At 62.8% G+C, this 16,511-nt stretch carries 17 protein-coding genes and 1 pseudogene; 7 read left to right on the forward strand and 11 right to left on the reverse strand.

Annotation, left to right across the window (positions count from 1 at the left end):
* Positions 1-114 precede the first annotated feature (114 nt).
* The 7 genes and pseudogenes from I5961_RS11090 to I5961_RS11120 all read right to left on the reverse strand — a co-directional run bounded on the left by I5961_RS11090 (position 115) and on the right by I5961_RS11120 (position 6,044).
* Positions 115-1,479: a glutamine synthetase family protein gene (locus I5961_RS11090; RefSeq protein ID WP_227235241.1), complete on the reverse strand. Its 1,365-nt coding sequence runs from the start codon at positions 1,477-1,479 to the stop codon at positions 115-117.
* A gap of 423 nt (positions 1,480-1,902) precedes the next feature.
* Complete coding sequence (chrA, locus tag I5961_RS11095; RefSeq protein ID WP_227235242.1) at positions 1,903-3,249, reverse strand: chromate efflux transporter; 1,347 nt, start codon at positions 3,247-3,249, stop codon at positions 1,903-1,905.
* A gap of 71 nt (positions 3,250-3,320) precedes the next feature.
* Positions 3,321-3,464, reverse strand: a pseudogene (locus I5961_RS11100) (molybdenum cofactor biosynthesis protein MoaE); the annotation flags it as partial.
* Entirely contained in the window at positions 3,463-3,714 is a 252-nt protein-coding gene (locus I5961_RS11105) for a MoaD/ThiS family protein (protein WP_085733112.1), read from the reverse strand. The gene I5961_RS11105 and the pseudogene I5961_RS11100, both read right to left, overlap by 2 nt.
* Positions 3,711-4,196: a cyclic pyranopterin monophosphate synthase MoaC gene (gene moaC, locus I5961_RS11110; protein WP_085698780.1), complete on the reverse strand. Its 486-nt coding sequence runs from the start codon at positions 4,194-4,196 to the stop codon at positions 3,711-3,713. The genes I5961_RS11105 and moaC overlap by 4 nt, the downstream gene beginning before the upstream one ends.
* On the reverse strand, positions 4,193-5,035 hold the full coding sequence (gene fdhD / locus I5961_RS11115; protein WP_227235244.1) for a formate dehydrogenase accessory sulfurtransferase FdhD: 843 nt from the start codon (positions 5,033-5,035) through the stop codon (positions 4,193-4,195). Before fdhD ends, moaC begins: the two co-directional genes overlap by 4 nt.
* Before the next feature lie 109 nt (positions 5,036-5,144).
* Positions 5,145-6,044, reverse strand: coding sequence for a LysR family transcriptional regulator (locus tag I5961_RS11120; protein WP_227235246.1), 900 nt, complete (start codon positions 6,042-6,044; stop codon positions 5,145-5,147).
* A 298-nt stretch (positions 6,045-6,342) separates the two neighbouring features.
* On the opposite strand from I5961_RS11120, the gene moaB reads away from it, so the two are divergent.
* Positions 6,343-6,882, forward strand: coding sequence for a molybdenum cofactor biosynthesis protein B (gene moaB, locus I5961_RS11125; protein WP_085704240.1), 540 nt, complete (start codon positions 6,343-6,345; stop codon positions 6,880-6,882).
* A complete protein-coding gene (gene glp / locus I5961_RS11130) occupies positions 6,879-8,084 on the forward strand; it encodes a gephyrin-like molybdotransferase Glp (RefSeq protein ID WP_085704243.1) in 1,206 nt (401 codons plus the stop codon). The genes moaB and glp overlap by 4 nt, the downstream gene beginning before the upstream one ends.
* A gap of 33 nt (positions 8,085-8,117) precedes the next feature.
* On the opposite strand, the gene I5961_RS11135 is transcribed toward glp, so the two are convergent.
* A complete protein-coding gene (locus I5961_RS11135) occupies positions 8,118-8,606 on the reverse strand; it encodes a GFA family protein (RefSeq protein ID WP_085698790.1) in 489 nt (162 codons plus the stop codon).
* Positions 8,607-8,768: 162 nt separating this feature from the next.
* Between I5961_RS11135 and I5961_RS11140 the strand changes: the two genes are divergently transcribed.
* The 4 genes from I5961_RS11140 (at position 8,769) to I5961_RS11155 (ending at position 13,520) form a co-directional block, all read left to right on the forward strand.
* The gene (locus I5961_RS11140) at positions 8,769-9,653 is read left to right on the forward strand and encodes a LysR substrate-binding domain-containing protein (RefSeq protein WP_085698792.1); all 885 of its coding nucleotides are present in this window, start codon (positions 8,769-8,771) and stop codon (positions 9,651-9,653) included.
* Between the two features lie 99 nt (positions 9,654-9,752).
* Entirely contained in the window at positions 9,753-10,868 is a 1,116-nt protein-coding gene (aguA, locus tag I5961_RS11145) for an agmatine deiminase (protein ID WP_085698794.1), read from the forward strand.
* Between the two features lie 2 nt (positions 10,869-10,870).
* A complete protein-coding gene (locus I5961_RS11150; RefSeq protein ID WP_227235248.1) occupies positions 10,871-11,968 on the forward strand; it encodes an extracellular solute-binding protein in 1,098 nt (365 codons plus the stop codon).
* A gap of 157 nt (positions 11,969-12,125) precedes the next feature.
* Positions 12,126-13,520 carry a hypothetical protein gene (locus I5961_RS11155; protein WP_227235249.1) on the forward strand — a complete coding sequence of 465 codons (1,395 nt, stop codon included), beginning with the start codon at positions 12,126-12,128 and terminating at the stop codon, positions 13,518-13,520.
* 61 nt (positions 13,521-13,581) lie between these two features.
* Here the strand turns inward: I5961_RS11155 and I5961_RS11160 are convergent, their stop codons facing one another.
* Entirely contained in the window at positions 13,582-14,208 is a 627-nt protein-coding gene (locus tag I5961_RS11160) for a DNA-3-methyladenine glycosylase family protein (protein ID WP_227235579.1), read from the reverse strand.
* Positions 14,209-14,264: 56 nt separating this feature from the next.
* Positions 14,265-15,347: a bifunctional transcriptional activator/DNA repair enzyme AdaA gene (locus I5961_RS11165; RefSeq protein ID WP_085704254.1), complete on the reverse strand. Its 1,083-nt coding sequence runs from the start codon at positions 15,345-15,347 to the stop codon at positions 14,265-14,267.
* Between the two features lie 109 nt (positions 15,348-15,456).
* On the opposite strand from I5961_RS11165, the gene I5961_RS11170 reads away from it, so the two are divergent.
* The gene (locus I5961_RS11170) at positions 15,457-15,870 is read left to right on the forward strand and encodes a VOC family protein (protein ID WP_085704255.1); all 414 of its coding nucleotides are present in this window, start codon (positions 15,457-15,459) and stop codon (positions 15,868-15,870) included.
* Here I5961_RS11170 and I5961_RS11175 read toward each other — a convergent pair.
* Entirely contained in the window at positions 15,867-16,487 is a 621-nt protein-coding gene (locus I5961_RS11175; RefSeq protein ID WP_085704256.1) for a LysE family translocator, read from the reverse strand. The genes I5961_RS11170 and I5961_RS11175 overlap by 4 nt on opposite strands.
* Positions 16,488-16,511 lie beyond the last annotated feature (24 nt).

Genomic DNA, 16,511 nt, shown 5'->3' on the forward strand with positions numbered 1-16,511 from the left:
GGACCTTGTGGGAGCGAGCTTGCTCGCGAAAAGCGTTGTGTCAGTCACCTGAAATGTTGAATGTGACGGCGCTTTCGCGAGCAAGCTCGCCCCCACAAGGGGCGGAGTGATTAATCAGGCTTCTGTGAGGTACCAGCGCCAGTCCTGCTCACCCACTTCGGCCATGAACTGCCGGTACTCCGCCCGTTTGACTGCCAGATACACCCCGAGGAATTCCTGCCCCAGCGCATCCCGTGCCCACGCCGAATTTTCCAATGCCGTGAGCGAGGTCAGCCAGTCGGTCGGCAGCAGTTCTTTCGCCTGCGCGTAACCGTTGCCCTCCACCGGCTCACCCGGATCGATGTCTTCTTTTATCCCGCGATGAATGCCTGCCAGGATCGCGGCCGCTGCCAGATACGGGTTGGCATCGGCGCCGCAGATGCGGTGTTCGATGTGCCGGGTGTGGGCCGGGCCGCCGGGCACACGCAGGCTGACGGTGCGGTTGTCGACGCCCCAGGTCGGCGCCAGTGGCGCGTAGCTGTTGGCCTGGAAACGGCGGTAGGAGTTGGCGTTCGGGCAGAACAGCAGCAGCGAATCGAGCAGCGAGGCGAGCATCCCGCCAATCGCCGTGCGCAGCAGCGGGGTGCCGGCCGGGTCTTCGGAGGCAAACAGATTGCGTCCCTCGGCATCGGCGAGGCTGACGTGCATGTGCATGCCGGTGCCGGCCAGGTGATCGAACGGCTTGGCCATAAAGGTCGCCTGCATCCCGTGCTTGTGCGCCACGGCCTTGACCAGCCGTTTGTAGCGCACGGCCTGGTCCATCGCCTCCAGCGCATCGCCGTGTTCGAGGGTGATTTCCACCTGGCCCGGCGCGTATTCCGAGATCGCCGTGCGTGCCGGAATGCCGTGCAGCTTGCAGGCGCTGTAGAGGTCGGCGAGGAACGGTTCGATCTGCTCCAACTCACGCAAACCGTAGACCTGGGTGTGTCTCGGTCGACCACCGTCGGCATCCAGCGCCGGTTGCGGGCGACCGTTGAGATCGCGTTTGGCGTCGAGCAGGTAGAACTCCAGCTCGCAGGCCATCACCGGGTGGTAACCCTCGGCCTGCAAGCGGTCGATGACCTTGATCAACAGATGACGCGGGTCGGCGATGCTCGCCGGCATGCCTTGTTCCGGGTGCATGCTGACCTGCACTGCCGCAGTCGGTATCTGCCGCCACGGCAGGCGCACCAGACTGCCTTCCAGCGGGTAGGCGCGGCAATCGATGTCGCCGACGTCCCACACCAGACCGGAGTTCTCGACGTCTTCGCCATGGACGGTCAGACCGAGGATGGTGCTCGGCAGCGGGCGGCCGCTTTCGTACACGGCGAGCAGTTCTTCGCGGTGCAACAACTTGCCGCGCGGCACGCCGTTGGCGTCGAGGATGAACAGCTCGATCATGTCGATGTCGGGGTTCTGCTTGAGGAAGTTACGGGCGTCTTCAATGGCTGCGAATTTCATAATCAATCACTCACGATGGCGCCGCACAGGCGCGCAGATTCGGGCCGGACGCAGCGCGGCAAAAGGCTCGGGCGTCCTGGCAGGGATATCGAAAAAAGAGGGGAAGCTGTCGCGATTTTTAGCGGCGCGATCAGACGTGCAGGCAGATATCCGGCGGGCGTGCGGAGTGACGCAGCTTGGAACGGCTCAGGGCCATGGGGAGATTGACGATGCGATTCATGCGCGGCCCCTGTGAAGGAGGGCGCACAGTGCAGAGACGTTCAACGATTCTGATTGTTGTAGTGACGTGCTCATGACGCGTGTTTCCGTTGGCGGAAAACGTCGGCGGCGGGAGTGTCCCGCCATGCCGGTGTGGCTGGATAGTAAGGGGGAAGTCCGGGATAAGTAAACGCCTGATTCCGACGCGGGCGGCAAGTCGCCGGCTCAGCGCAACAGATGAAAACCCAGCCCGACGAGGGCGCAAACGATCAACACCTCGATCACGCCGCGCTTGAAAACAAACAGCGCGAGGGTGGCGCCGAGCGCAAGTAACAGCGCAAAAAAATCAGGCTGTGCGGCAAAACCCTTGGGAAAGAACACGTGGTAAGCAAAGAAACACGCCAGATTCAGGATCACCCCGACCACCGCTGCCGTGATCGCGGTCAGCGGTGCGGTGAATTTCAGTTCGTTGTGGGTCGACTCCACCAGTGGCCCGCCGGCGAGGATGAACAGGAACGAAGGCAGGAAGGTGAACCAGGTCACCAGCGTCGCGGCCAGTGCACCGGCGGCGAACGCGTGTTGCGGGCCGAACGTCGGTTGCACGTAAGCGCCGACGAACCCGACAAACGCGACCACCATGATCAGCGGCCCCGGCGTGGTTTCGCCCAGCGCCAGGCCGTCGATCATCTGCGTCGGCGTCAGCCAGCCGTAATGCCCCACCGCGCCCTGATACACGTAAGGCAGCACGGCGTAAGCGCCACCGAAGGTGAGCAGCGCCGCTTTGGTGAAGAACCAACCCATCTGCGTGAAGGTGCCGTTCCAGCCGAACAGCGCGGTCAGCAACGCCATCGGCAGGCACCACAGCAGCGCGCCGATCAGTACCAGGCGCAACAGTCGCGGCAGGCTGAACCGCACATGCTCGGGCGGGGCCGTGTCGTCATCGATCAGCGCCGGGCCGAAGGATTTTTCGCTACCACGATGACCGCCGTTGCTGAAGCGCTGCGGGGCCCAGCGTCCGCCGACATAACCGATCAACGCTGCGCCGAGCACGATCAGCGGAAACGGCACGTTGAAGGCGAAGATCGCCACGAACGCCGCTCCGGCAATCGCCCACAGCCAGCTGTTTTTCAAGGCTCGCGAACCGATGCGATGGGCCGCGTGCAGCACGATCGCGGTCACCGCCGGTTTGATCCCGTAAAACACCCCGGCCACCGCCGGCACGTCGCCAAACGCGATGTACACCCAGGACAGGGCAATCAGAATCAGCAGCGAAGGCAGCACAAACAGCGCCCCGGCCAGCACGCCGCCACGGCTTCGATGCAGCAGCCAGCCGATATAGGTCGCCAGTTGCTGGGCCTCGGGGCCGGGCAGCAACATGCAGTAATTGAGTGCGTGCAGGAAGCGCCGCTCGGAGATCCAGCGCCGGCGCTCTACCAGTTCCTGATGCATGATCGCGATCTGCCCGGCGGGGCCGCCGAAGCCGATGCAGCCGAGTTTGAGCCAGAAAGGCCAGGCCTGACGCAGGCTGACAGGCTGGGGGCGGGGCAAGTCCTCGGGGGGCGTTGTGCTCAAATGCGGCTCCACGGTCGAGTTGGCAGGAGCCGCTATCTAATCAGGCTTTTGTTGCAGCCGACAGTGACCCGTCAGGCATGCGCCAAACTCCAGCGAGCCGCCGCATTCCGATCACTCTGCCGCGCCTCGACCCAATGTGAACCCTGCGGCGTAGTCTCACGCTTCCAGAGCGGCGCACGGGTCTTCAGCACATCCATGATGAACGCCCATGCCTCAACCCCCCGTAACCGGTGGGAAAAACGCAATTTCGTCGAAATCCTCGATCGCCTGATCCGGCTGGCACAGCTCCTGATTGACCGCGCACATCAGGTTGCCGGCGCCGAGCACTTCACGCCACAGATCGCCGCGCTGCATCAGCATTTGCCGCACGTCCTCGACACAAGCGAGGGTGTCGCTGGCCGGGATTTTTTCACCGCCCAGATTGAGCCGGTCACGGTAGCTGGCGAAGTAGTTGATCAGAATCATTGCGGGTTCTCCCATTGAAAGTGGCCGGAGCGGCCGCCCTGTTTGCTCAGCAGACGGATGTCGCCGATGACCATCGCCCGGTCCACCGCTTTGCACATGTCGTAGATCGTCAGCGCGGCAACGCTGGCGGCGGTCAGGGCTTCGAGCTCGACGCCGGTCTGGCCGGTGAGGCGGCAGGTGCTGGTGATCTGCACGCGGTCCGGTTCGCAGGCCTTGAGCTCGACGTGGATCGAACTGAGCAGCAGCGCATGACACAGCGGAATCAACTCGTGAGTGCGCTTGGCCGCCTGAATCCCGGCGATCCGCGCCACGGCGAACACGTCGCCCTTGGGGTGGCCGTTGGACTGGATCATTTGCAGGGTTTCGGGGCGCATCTGCACCCAGGCTTGCGCGGTGGCTTCGCGGCGGGTCGCCGCTTTGTCGCTGACGTCGACCATGTTGGCGCGGCCCTGATCATCGAGGTGGGTGAGGGTGTCGCTCATGGGGTGAGCTCCTGGATCGGGCTGTAGATTCGCGGGGCGTTGCGGTGCGGGACGTGGATCAGGTTCAAGCGGTGCTTGAGCGCCCAGCGCACGGTCAGCGCAGTCGGGGCGGACAGGCTGACGAGGGTGCCGAGGCGAGCGCGCACGGCTTTGTGGATCAGTTCGAGGCTGCAACGGCTGGTGACCACGACGAAGCCCTGACGCGCATCGAGGCCTTCGAATTGCAGGGCGCCAATCAGCTTGTCGAGGGCGTTGTGGCGGCCGATGTCTTCGCGACACAGCAGCGCTTCGCCAGCGGCGTCGAAGTACAACGCCGCGTGCAGGGCACCGCTGCTGCGGGCCAGTTGCTGGGCCTGTTCGATGCGCTGGCGGATACCGTCGAAATGGGCCGCCGGTGGCAGCGGTGTCGGGGGCAGGATTTCCAGTTGCGGCAGCGCCTGCTCCAGGGCTTCCACGCCGCAGAGGCCGCAGCCGCTGGTGCCTGCCATCTGCCGCCGGTGATCCTTCAGGGCCCAGAATGCACGGCTGGAAATCTGCACGTCGGCCTGGCAGGCCTGGTCGAAGTGGGTCAGGCGAATGTCATGGATATCGTCGAGGCGGTCGACGATCGCATTGCTCAGGCTGAAGCCGCGAATGAAGTCCTCGATGTTGCCTGGCGAGACCATCATCACGGCTTGATTCAGGCCGTTGTAGCTGATGGCCAGTGCGATTTCGGCCGCCAGTGCCGCGTGGGACACCGACGCGTCGTCGAGGTATTCGCGGTACGCCACTTGCGCCGGTTGGGGCGCGGGGGCGTTGGCGTCGCCCGGTTCGATGGGTTGTTCAACTTGGCACAGCATCCTGAAAAGTCCCCGAAGCGCTGAAGTGGTTTCAGGCTACGGGGCAGGGAAAAAGGCGTCCAATCGCTTGTTCCGATGCAGTGATTGGATTGGTCGATCACTGGAGGCGTTAATCGGCAGGCGCCTCGATCCCGAACATCTTGCGCGCCTCGGCAAAACACTTCTCGGCAATCGCCGAACGCGGTTCGGTCTTGCGCATCACCAGCCCCAGCGGCGCGAGTACGCTGGCGTCCGGCAGATTGATGAAAGCCAGGTGTTCGATCGGCTCTTCCAGACCGCTGTCCAGCGGCATGATCGAGCAGCAGAAACCCTGGTGAATCGCCTGCAACAGCTGATAGGTCGAATCGCTTTCCATGATCGGCTGCGGATTCAGCCCGCGACTGCGAAAACTCAGGTCGATGGATTTGCGGTAGTGCATGCCGGTGGTGATCATTCCCAGCGGCAGCTCGGCGGCGTCTTCCCAGCTCATTTCCGGGCCTTCGAAATGGAAGTGGCGAGTGTCGTAGAGCAGGCCGACGCGGGTTTCGCCAATCTCGAAAAAGTCGAAATAGTTCGGGTTGACGTGGTCCAGATAACACACGCCCAAATCCAGCTGATTGTTGCCCAGGCCTTCGATGATCTCGTCCGAACTCAGCGACGACAGGCTGTACTTCAGCTCCGGATAAGTCCCGGACAAACCCTGAATGTAATTGACCGGATTGAAGTTGCTCAGCGGCACCAGACCCAGACGCAGGCTACCGACCAGTTGCCCCCGGCAGGCGGCGGCTTCGGCGAAGAGCCCGTCGTGGGCCGCCAGCAGCGTGCGGGCCCAGGCCAGTACGCGTTCGCCGGCCTGGGTGAAACCTTCGAAGCGCTGACCGCGATTGACCAGCACCAGATCCAGCTCGTCTTCCAGATTGCGCAGGCGCATCGACAGGGTCGGCTGAGTGATGTGACAGCGCGCGGCGGCCTGGCCGAAGTGGCGGGTTTCGTCCAGCGCGATCAGGAACTTGAGTTGTTTGATGTCCACGACGGCACCTGCTCGATAAGGAATTTTGATTGAGTATTGACGCAGATGCGTACGGCGCACGGAAAGCGCAGGGAGCGACGATCCCATCGACGGCTTTTTTCGTCCAATCGGCCGTGTTTAAGAGCTTATCGAGGGCTTCGATGATGCCCGGTTTCATTGGGCCGGACAGGGAATGAAGTGCTGGAAAAAATCACCGATAGAGCAGGTCGATAGCTTGGTTGGCCAGAGTGATTAGACAGTCCTCACAAGCGGCACTTAGGCTCGTCATCCATTGAATTGACGACGGTCGGAGAGTGCCATGAGTGTTAAATCGGATGCCTTGTTCGTTCCCCTGAATATTGCCGTGCTGACGGTCAGCGATACCCGCGACTACGCCAGCGACACCTCCGGCCAGTTGCTGGTCAGCCGCCTGCTGGAAGCCGGCCACACCTTGAGTGAACGCAACCTGCTCAAGGACGACCTGTACAAAATCCGCGCCCAGGTTGCGCAGTGGATCGCCGACGACACCATTCAAGTGGTGCTGATCACCGGCGGCACCGGTTTCACGGGACGTGACAGCACTCCGGAAGCCGTGGCTTGCCTGCTGGACAAGCAGATCGACGGCTTCGGCGAGCTGTTTCGCGCAATCTCGATTCTCGACATCGGCACCTCGACCGTGCAAAGCCGTGCGCTGGCCGGGCTGTCCAACGGCACGCTGGTGTGCTGTCTGCCGGGCTCCACCGGCGCGTGCCGCACCGCGTGGGAAGCCATCCTCGCCGAACAGCTGGATAACCGTCACCGCCCCTGCAACTTCGTTCCGCACCTCAAACCGGTGCAAGCCTGCGGGCCGCGCGCATGAGCAAGCCGGGATTGATGCCGGTCGAGGAGGCCCTCGACCAACTGTTGGCGATGGCCGATGAACGACGCCTGCCGGACAGCGAATCCGTGCCGCTCAATGACGCGCGCGGACGTGTGCTGGCCAGCGATCTGGTCGCCACCCTCGACCTGCCGCCATGGCCGAACAGTGCCATGGACGGCTACGCGTTGAACCTCGCCGACCTGCATCGCCAGCCGTTGAGCGTGTCGCAGCGGGTCTACGCCGGGCTGGCGCCGGACACCCTGTTGCCTGGCACCTGCGCACGAATCTTCACCGGCGCGCCCTTGCCCAATGGCGCCAATTGCGTGGAGATGCAGGAAAACGTCGAGGTGCTGGAAGACGGCCGCGTACGTTTCCTGCAACCGCTGAAGGTCGGTCAGAACATCCGCGCCCAAGGCCAGGAAAATCGCGTTGGCGACACCCTGCTGCGCGCCGGCAAACGCCTCGGCCCGTTCGAACTGGCTGTCGCCGCGGGGCAGGGCATGACTCATCTGCCGCTGGTGCGTCGCCCACGCGTGGCATTGCTGTCGACCGGTGATGAGCTGGTGGAGCCGGGGCAGCCGCTGCGTCCCGGCAGCCTCTACAACAGCAACCGCACCTTGCTCGACCACTGGTTGCGCGAACTGGGTTGCGAAGTGATCGACGCCGGCATTCTTCCCGATCGCCCGGCGCAGACCCGGCTCAAACTCGAGCAACTGCAAGTGGCGGCCGATTTGATTCTGACCACCGGCGGCGTATCTGCCGGTGACGCCGATTGCCTCGGCCAGGTGCTGCGCGACAACGGCAAACCGCTGCTGTGGAAACTGGCGATCAAACCTGGCAAACCGCTGACGGTCGGCCATTTCGGCACGGTGCCGGTGATCGGTTTGCCGGGCAATCCGACTTCAGCACTGGTTACCTTCGGCCTGCTGGCGCGCCCGTATCTGCTGCGCATTCAAGGCGTGGAGGAGGTGATGCCGCTGAGCTTCACGGTCAACGCCGGCTTCGACTGGCCGAAACCCGGCAGCCGCCGCGAATACCTGCGGGTGCGCCTGGAAGGCGGGCGGGCGGCGCTGTATCCGAACCAGAGTTCCGGGGTTTTGCTCGGCGCAACCTGGGCCGACGGACTGGTGGAAATCCCCGAAAACAGCACCTTGCAGATGGGTGATCCGTTGCGTTTCATTCCGTTCAGCGAGCTGTTCTGAGCGCGATCAACAATCTGTCGGAGACTGGGGCGGCTATCGGGTCAATTTCAGTCGTTCGTGCCACTGGGCGATGGATTCTTCCGGGTAGACCTCGAATTGCTGATCCTTCGCGCTGGCCTGCACTTCGACCCACGGCGCTTTCGAGCCGAGCATCAGATGAGTGTGTTCCGGCGGTACCGGCAATGGCGTGTCGATGGCCGAGGCGAACGGGTGGATCAGCTCCGGCCACTCCGGGCTGAACAGCCATAGACCGCTGCCGCACAGCGAGCAGAAGTGCCGTTCGGCGGTGCTGCGGTGGGCGCGGGCATCGCCTTCGTCTTTCATTTTTGCGTGGTAAATCGTGATGTGTTTGCGCCCGCGCACCTTGAGGCTGGCCGCGTCTCCGCCGAGGTTGATGGCAAAGCCGCCACCGCCCTGGGTCTTGCGGCAGATCGAGCAGTAGCAGCGTTGATAAGGGTAGGGGTGGGCGCTGTCGAGGGTGAATGAAACCGCGCCGCAGTGGCAGGAGCCTTCGAGGTGCATGAGTGGCCTCCGGATTTTTTGTCGGTGCGGTTCAGCCTAGAAGAGATGTCGCGCCTGTGCCGCCGCTATCGCGAGCTTGCTCGCGATGAACGATAAAGCGGTACAACTGGACGCCCACGAATCCGAAGGTCAGCATGTCCGCAAAAAAAGGGACCCCAACCCATGCGCCGACTACCTTCCCTGGCCGCCCTGCGGACCTTCGAATGCGCCGCCCGCCACGCGCATTTCGGCCGTGCCGCCGCCGAACTGTGCGTCACCGACAGCGCCGTCAGCCACCAGATCCGCCAGCTCGAAGAGCAACTGGGTGTGTCGCTGTTCATCCGCGAAGGCCGGCAGATTCGCCCGACCATCGCCGCCGGGCGCTTGATGCAGAGCCTGCAACAGGCCTTCGAGCTGATCGGCGATGCCTGCGATGAATTGCGCGATCCGTCCTCGCTCGCCGTATTGCGGCTGGCGGTCACGGCGGAACTGGCGCAGAAGTGGCTGATGAACCGTCTCACCGATTTCTACGCGCGTTATCCGCACATCACCTTGCACCTCTACGAACAACCGATCGACGCCACCGCGCCCGGTGAGGACATCGATCTGGCGATCACTTACGGCACCGGCCCGGTGGACAGCAGCGCGTACTTCGTCCGCCCGTTGCCGGCGTTGCAGTTCTTCCCGGTGTGCAGCCCCGGCCTGTTCAACCAGGGCACTCTGAAAACCCCGAAGGACCTGGCCCGCCATTGCCTGCTGCACGACGATCAGGACGGCAAGACCTGGACCGCGTGGCTTACCAGCCATGCTGGCGACTTGCGTCCGGAGCGTCAGTTGTATTTCGCCCACGCCGGGCTGGCGCTGGAGGCGGCGGCACAAGGGCAGGGCGTGGCGATGGGCGACAATCTCACGGCGCAGGAAGACTTGCAGAGCGGGCGTCTGGTGCGACCGTTCACCTCCAGCATGACCGCGCTGGGCCAATACGCGCTGGTTTGCGAGCGGGTGCGGCTGGAGCGTCCGGCGGTGGCGCAAATGCTGGAGTGGTTCAACGATCAGCTGGCGGATTGATGAGTTGAATTCAACTGTTCCGAAATAATCATCGTTGGCGACGTGACGGCCCACGACCGTAGCCTGAGGTCATTCCCATCCCGATGACGAGGTTTGACCATGGCACGTTTGCTCGACACCACCCCGAAACAGGACGGTTTCCGTCTGCCCGGCGAGTTTGAAGCCAAGTCCGGTTGCTGGCTCGGCTGGCCGGAGCGCACCGATGTCTGGCGCAACGGCGCCAAGCCTGCGCAGAAAGTCTGGGTGCAGATCGTGACGGCGATCTCCCACAGCGAACCGGTGACGGTGTGCGCCTCGGCGGCCCAGTTCGCCACCGCCCGCCGCCAGTTGCCGCCGCAGGTGCGGGTGGTGGAGATGACCTGCAACGACACCTGGTTCCGCGACAGTGGCCCGTGCTTTGTGGTCAATGACCAGAGCGGTGAAGTGCGTGGTGTCGACTTCGAATTCAACGCCTACGGCGGCCTCGATGGCGGGCTCTACTACCCGTGGGACAAGGACGATCAGATCGCCAGCAAGATCCTCGAGATCGAACGCTTCGATCGTTATCGCGCGCCGTTGATTGCCGAACTTGGCGGCATTCAGAGCGACGGCCAGGGCAGCCTCCTCACCACCGAGCAATGCCTGCTCAATCGCAATCGCAACCAGCACCTGGGCAAGGACGAGGTGACCCGCCGCCTGACCGACTATCTCGGCGCCGAGCAAGTGATCTGGCTGCCGCGCGGTTGCAAGTTCGACGAAACCGACGGCCATGTCGACGACCTCGCGTGCTTCGTGCGCCCCGGCGAAGTGGTGCTGCAATGGACCGACAACCGCGACGACCCACAATGGGAAATCTATCAGGAGGCCTACGACATCCTGCGCAGCACCCGCGACAGCCGGGGTCGCGAGCTGATCGTGCACAAACTGCCGCAACCGGATGTGCTGGAGTGGACCGCCGAAGAAGCCGAAGGCCTCGACCAGCAGGACAGCACCCACACCCGTCAGGCCGGCACCAGAATCTGTGCGTCGTACATCAACTATTACGCAGGCAACAGTTCGATCGTGGTGCCGCTGTTCGGTGATCGCAACGATCAGGTGGCGCTGGCAACCCTCGCCGAACTGTTCCCGCAGCACAAGATCGTCGGCATCGAAAACTCCCGGGAAATCCTGCTCGGTGGCGGTAACGTCGCGTGCATCACCATGCCGCAATACGCCGGCCAGAAAAGAGGAGCCTGAGCATGGGCCTGCACAACCTGAGTAAAGCGTTATTGCTGGTGCTTGCACCCCTGTGTGTGCAGGCCGCCGAAACGGCGAAGCCGGTGGTCAACCTGTACATCTGGGGCGAGTACCTGGCCCCGGATACCCTGAAGAATTTCGAGGCGAAAACCGGGATTCGGGTGGTCGCCGATCACTTCGATTCGCTGGAAACCGTCGAGACCAAACTGCTCACCGGCCGCAGTGGCTACGACCTGGTGCTGACCGCCGGCCAGCACTTGTCACGGGCTATCGAGAGCGGCGCGATCCAGACCTTGAACAAGCAGCAGCTCCCGCACTTTGCCGGGGTCGGCGATGAGTTCCGTCAACACATGGCGGTGTTCGATCCGGGCAACCGCTACGCCGGCATCTACGCCTGGGGCACCACCGGCGTCGGCTATCAGGAAGAGGCCGTGCAGCAGCGCCTGCCGCAGGCACCAAGGGACAGCTGGGCGATGCTGTTCGATCCGGCAGTGGTGTCGAAATTCGCCGATTGCGGAGTGAGCCTGCTCAATGATCCGAACGAAGTGTTCGCCGCGGTCATGAAGTACATGGGTCTGGACATCAACCGCCAGAGCCTGGATGACCTGAAACTCGCCGAGCAACAATTGGCGAAGATCCGCCCGTACATCCGCTACTTCGACAATGACCTGAACATCAGCGACCTGGCCAACGGCAACACCTGCGTGGCGATGTCGTGGAACGGCAACGTCGCCATCGCGGCTGGCCAGGCTGAAGCAGCGAAAAAACCGTTCAAGTTGAATTACCGGATCCCGAAGGAGGGCACGCTGATCTGGTTCGATGCCATGGTCATTCCCAAGGATGCACCGCATCCGGAGGCCGGGCTGGCACTGATGGATTACTTGATGACGCCAGAAGTGATTGCGCCGATTACTGACACCATTCACTACGCCAATGCGATCACGGCAGCGGACGGCTTGGTCGAACCGGCGATTCGCAATGATCCGGGGACTTATCCGCCGGCGGCGGTGAAGGCTTCGCTGTACAGCAAGAACGACAATGGCAAGGCGTTCAACCGGGCGTTGATCCGGGCCTTCAGCCGATTGAAGTCAGGGCTGTGAGCGGACGCCTGGAATCATCTTGAAGCGGTTTGGGCGTGGGTGTGCTGCGGGGAGCCTGATAGGTTTTTCGCCATGGATTTGAACCGGCAATGACGCCGGGCGCCCTGTCAGTTGCTGATATCAGGCTCTGAGATGGCCCTCATTCAAGGAAGAAAACATGCCAATCAAACCGCCAACCAAGGGCAACGGCCCGGGTGATGTACACCTGAAACCTTCCCTCGATGCCGCTACGCCGGGCCCGGCCATCAGGCCCGGGGTCTCTGTTACCCCGCCCGCGCCGCCTGTGCACCCCGATGTCGTTAGCACGCCGAATGTCAGTGGTGGAGGGCGAGCCAGCCCGGTGCCATCGGTCAGCTTGCGCGATGCAATGCCAGTCATCGATTCGGGCCCGGGCCCCGAGCTTGGTCAACGTTCGTTGGACGCGTATCACGTCCCGGCAGCAGGCCGGCTGACCGACATCGATGCCGAAGGCTTCAGGTCTTTCAAGGGGCGTCAGTTTGCCGAATTGCCAGGACAGGGCATTGTCCAGGTGGGCGCCGATCCGCAGACCGGTCTGTTCCGGGCCAGACTGCCCAGCGAAACCCACCCCTCCGGCCCGGTTCTGGAGCGCGACAGCGACGGCCGGGTCTGGCACCCGCTTGAGGAGTTTGCCACGGAGCGCTACCGCATCCCCGATCCGCGCACTGATGCCGACGCGACGCTGGAAAACGTTTCTCGCCCGGAGGGCGATGAAGGACGGCCGCGCCATGACTCTTCCGATGACGAGTTCGAGCTGGCTTCGGAATCCATGCCGATCAAGTCCTTCACCGAAAAGGAACTCGACACCATGCGCCAGGAGGTTTGCTATTCGTTGCGGGGAAATCGCCTCGGTACCTACGACCGCGCCAACAATGGTAAATACCCGTTGCGCGATACCTTTGGCAGGCCGGTGCGGATCCGCAAACTGGAAACCCTGGCCACCCTGACCACGGGTGAGCGATTTCGCTCGGGGCCGATCAAGCCTTACATCCAGTTTGAAGGCTATGAAAACGTGGCCAGGCTCTATGAAGAAAATCTCGAACTGCGCATTTTTACCGAGGTCGACGTGAAGGTTCCGGGCGAAAAAGCCCTCATCGGACAAAACATGGTGGTCGCCAACCGGCGCATCGCCAAAGGCGAAGCGCTGGGCCTTTATGGCGGAACACTCAGCCCGCTGCGCCTGATAAGGCGCGAAGAGCAGACATTCACCATGCTGGCGGGCGTGTACTTGCGTTACGGACCGGGCAAGTTCATTGAAGAGCCGGTAGTGGTCATCGGCGACAACATCATTTCGCGAATCAACACGAACTTTGAATACGACGCCTCGGGCAAGCCGGTTCGTCAATCGCCGGACGGCTACAACGTTCAGACCGTCGGTTTCAAGGTCGAAGCGGACATTCTGATCGGTGACCGGCTGGTCAACCGGCCATACGTCCTGAACGCGATGTTTGCCTCACAGGATATTCCGGCAGGAACCGAGTTGCGTTGGAACTACAGCTACTCGGACAAGGAGATAAAAATGATTTTCCCGTAAGAACTGGCGGGGGATTGCACCTGAAATACGCTTGCCCAGCCTTCCCGAGATTGCGGGAGGGTCAGGCTGAAACCGCTTTTGGCACCCGCCACAAATACCAGGCCGCCACTGTGCGAAACGGGCGCCACGCCAACCCGATCTCGATCATCTGCTTGCGCGTCGGCTGCACCTCCAGCCCCTTCAATCGCCGATAGCCCTCGCGCACGCCAAAGTCATCGGCCGGCAGAATATCCGGTCGCTCCAGGCTGTAGATCAACAGCATTTCTACCGTCCAGCGCCCAACCCCGCGCAGGCTGACCAAGCGCTCGATCAGCGCTTCATCCTCCATCACCAGCGCCGTGGCGTAATCCGGCACCACGCCGTCCAGGGTCGCCTGAGCAATCCCCTGAATCGTCGCAATCTTGCCCGCCGAAAACCCGCAACTGCGCAGCCGTTCGAAGTCTGTCGCCAGAATCTGCTCGGGACGTGGAAACGTCTGTTCGGGAAACAACCCCACCAGCCGACCGACAATTGCATCCCCGGCCTTGGCGTGCAGTTGCTGATAGGCGATGGCCCGTACCAGCGATTCATAGGGATCACGCGCCGGGTGCGGCCGATGCAGACATGGGCCGACCGCAGCGATATGGCGTTGCCAGTCGGCGTCGAGGCTGGCCAGAAACGCGCTGGCCGGTTGGTAGGGATCGGGTATCGGCAACGTCAGTGATCCATTGATTTGAAAGCCGGGAAGGCGTGAGTGTCGGTGTGTCAGAACGCCAAAGGTTGCGTCAGTTGCACGGCGGCATTTTCCAGCCGGAGCAGAAACGCCTTGCGCGGTTGCCCGCCACCATAACCGGTCAGCGAGCCGTCCGCACCGATCACCCGATGGCATGGCACCACGATCGACAGCCGATTGTGCCCGTTGGCCAGGCCCACGGCGCGACTGGCGCCGGGCTTGCCCAGCCGGGCGGCGATGGCACCGTAGGTACTGGTGTGGCCGTAGGGGATTAGTCGCAGTTGGGCCCAGACCTGACGGGCAAACTCGCTGCCGGGCAGGTGCAAGGGCACGCTGAATTCGTTCAGCTTGCCGGCGAAGTACAGCGCCAGTTCGTTTTCGATCTGCTGCAAATGTGCGTTGTGTCCCGGTGCGACCACGTAGCCGTAGCGGTTCTGCAACTCCTCGACTTCCCTCGTCAGCGCCGGGCGGTCGAGAAACTCCAGCAACACCAGCCCACGCCGCTCGGCCATGGCGATCATCGGGCCCAACGGCGTTGTCAGACGGGTGAACAGCAGTGGTTCGCTGGCCGCTGCACGGCCCGGCGTGATGTGGAACGACTTCTGAAACGCATCGCGAAAACCGCTGAGGGATTCATAGCCGGAATCGAACGCGGCGTGGTCGATGGACGTGCCTTGCCTGATCCCGCCCAACGCCATACCGAGCCGGCGGGTGCGCAGCCACGCATGGAAGGTCATGCCGAAATGCTGCTTGAACCAGCGCCGCAGCTTCAGCGGTTCGATGCCCTCGGCAAGCAATTGCGCATCGCTCCAGCGCAGTTCCGGATCGGCGTCGACGGCTTTCAACAGCCGTTGTACCCAGTCCGGGGCGATGGCGGCAGCGTCCAGCGGTTTGCAGCGCAAACAGGCGCGGTATCCGGCGGACAGGCATTCGTCAGCGTGGGCGAAGAACTCGACGTTTTCCGGTTTCGGCTTGCGCGCCGTGCAGGTAGGGCGGCAAAAAATCCCGGTGGTTTTCACCGCCGTGAAGAACACGCCTTCATAGGCAGTGTCGCTTGCGAGCATGGCGCGAACCATTTCGGCGTGAGGGGGCAGGGCAGCGGTCTGTATGTTCATGGGCCGAGGATAAAACCAGTTATTCGATGGCTCCACCGAAAAAACGACAGTGAATTTTCGGGCCGCTGCACTACAGTGATCGGGTCGCTACAACTCGGGAAATGAAGGTATGCCACCGTTCACGATTCAACACATCGATCACATCGTGCTGCGCGTTGCCGATCTGCAACGCAGCATTGATTTCTACGGCCGGGTCTTCGGCGCCGAAGTGGTCAAGCGCAACGAAAAGTTCGGTCTGGTGCATTTGCGCGCCGGCACGTCGATGATCGACCTGGTCGACCTCGACGGCGAAATCGGCCGCAAGGGCGGCGCCGCTGCAGGCAGCGAACGGCGCAATGTCGATCATTTCTGCCTGCGCATCGAACCGTTCGATGAAGCGGCGCTGGTCAGCCATCTGCAGTCCTGTGGCTTGAGCGTCGACAAGGCCGCCACCCGTTTTGGCGCCGAGGGCAACGGCCTGTCGCTGTACTGCTTCGACCCGGACGGCAATCAGGTCGAACTCAAAGGCCCGTCCGAAGCTTAGGCCCGTTTGGCCATCAGCAACACCGAAGCCGCCGCCGACAACAGCCCCGCGCAGCAGCGATTGAAAATCCGCTTGCCGCGCGGCTCGGCGAACCAGCGGCGCATGTGCAGGCCCATGTAGGCGTAGGCGCTGATGGCGATCCATTCCAGCAGCAGGAACAGCACGCCAAGCAGCGTGAACTGCGGAGTGATGGCGCGGGTCGGGTCGACGAATTGCGGCAGGAATGCGGTGAAGATGAGGATTGCCTTGGGATTGCCCGCTGCCACCAAAAACTCCTGACGTGCCAGGGCCAGAAGCCCGTTCGCCGGCGCCGCAATGGCGTCTTCGGCGGCAGGCATGGCCCGCCACAACTGCCACGCCAGATACAGCAGATACCCCGCGCCAACAATCTTGATCCCGTAGAACAACAGTTCCGACGTTTGCAGCACCACCGCCAGCCCCGCCGCCGCGAGGGCGATCATCCCGGCGAACGCCAGCAACCGGCCGATACCGGCAACGCAGGCGCGACGATAGCCGTAGCGAGTGGCGTTGCTGACCGACAACAGGTTGTTCGGCCCCGGCGCCATGTTCAAGGCGAAACAGGCGGGCAGAAACAGGGAGAGGGTGGCGAGATCCATGGGGCGGGCTCCGGTGACGGGAGC

This window comes from Pseudomonas sp. IAC-BECa141 (assembly GCF_020544405.1).
Taxonomy (GTDB): domain Bacteria; phylum Pseudomonadota; class Gammaproteobacteria; order Pseudomonadales; family Pseudomonadaceae; genus Aquipseudomonas.

Excerpts from the sequence above, each read along its gene's own strand:
- I5961_RS11175 (WP_085704256.1), bottom strand. The coding sequence starts at position 16,487 with ATGGATCTCGCCACCCTCTCCCTGTTTCTGCCCGCCTGTTTCGCCTTG.
- I5961_RS11105 (WP_085733112.1), bottom strand. The coding sequence starts at position 3,714 with ATGATTCTGATCAACTACTTCGCCAGCTACCGTGACCGGCTCAATCTG.
- I5961_RS11170 (WP_085704255.1), top strand. The coding sequence starts at position 15,457 with ATGCCACCGTTCACGATTCAACACATCGATCACATCGTGCTGCGCGTT.
- I5961_RS11140 (WP_085698792.1), top strand. The coding sequence starts at position 8,769 with ATGCGCCGACTACCTTCCCTGGCCGCCCTGCGGACCTTCGAATGCGCC.
- I5961_RS11135 (WP_085698790.1), bottom strand. The coding sequence starts at position 8,606 with ATGCACCTCGAAGGCTCCTGCCACTGCGGCGCGGTTTCATTCACCCTC.
- I5961_RS11165 (WP_085704254.1), bottom strand. The coding sequence starts at position 15,347 with ATGAACATACAGACCGCTGCCCTGCCCCCTCACGCCGAAATGGTTCGC.
- fdhD (WP_227235244.1), bottom strand. The coding sequence starts at position 5,035 with ATGCTGTGCCAAGTTGAACAACCCATCGAACCGGGCGACGCCAACGCC.
- moaB (WP_085704240.1), top strand. The coding sequence starts at position 6,343 with ATGAGTGTTAAATCGGATGCCTTGTTCGTTCCCCTGAATATTGCCGTG.
- glp (WP_085704243.1), top strand. The coding sequence starts at position 6,879 with ATGAGCAAGCCGGGATTGATGCCGGTCGAGGAGGCCCTCGACCAACTG.
- I5961_RS11155 (WP_227235249.1), top strand. The coding sequence starts at position 12,126 with ATGCCAATCAAACCGCCAACCAAGGGCAACGGCCCGGGTGATGTACAC.
- aguA (WP_085698794.1), top strand. The coding sequence starts at position 9,753 with ATGGCACGTTTGCTCGACACCACCCCGAAACAGGACGGTTTCCGTCTG.
- moaC (WP_085698780.1), bottom strand. The coding sequence starts at position 4,196 with ATGAGCGACACCCTCACCCACCTCGATGATCAGGGCCGCGCCAACATG.
- I5961_RS11150 (WP_227235248.1), top strand. The coding sequence starts at position 10,871 with ATGGGCCTGCACAACCTGAGTAAAGCGTTATTGCTGGTGCTTGCACCC.
- I5961_RS11090 (WP_227235241.1), bottom strand. The coding sequence starts at position 1,479 with ATGAAATTCGCAGCCATTGAAGACGCCCGTAACTTCCTCAAGCAGAAC.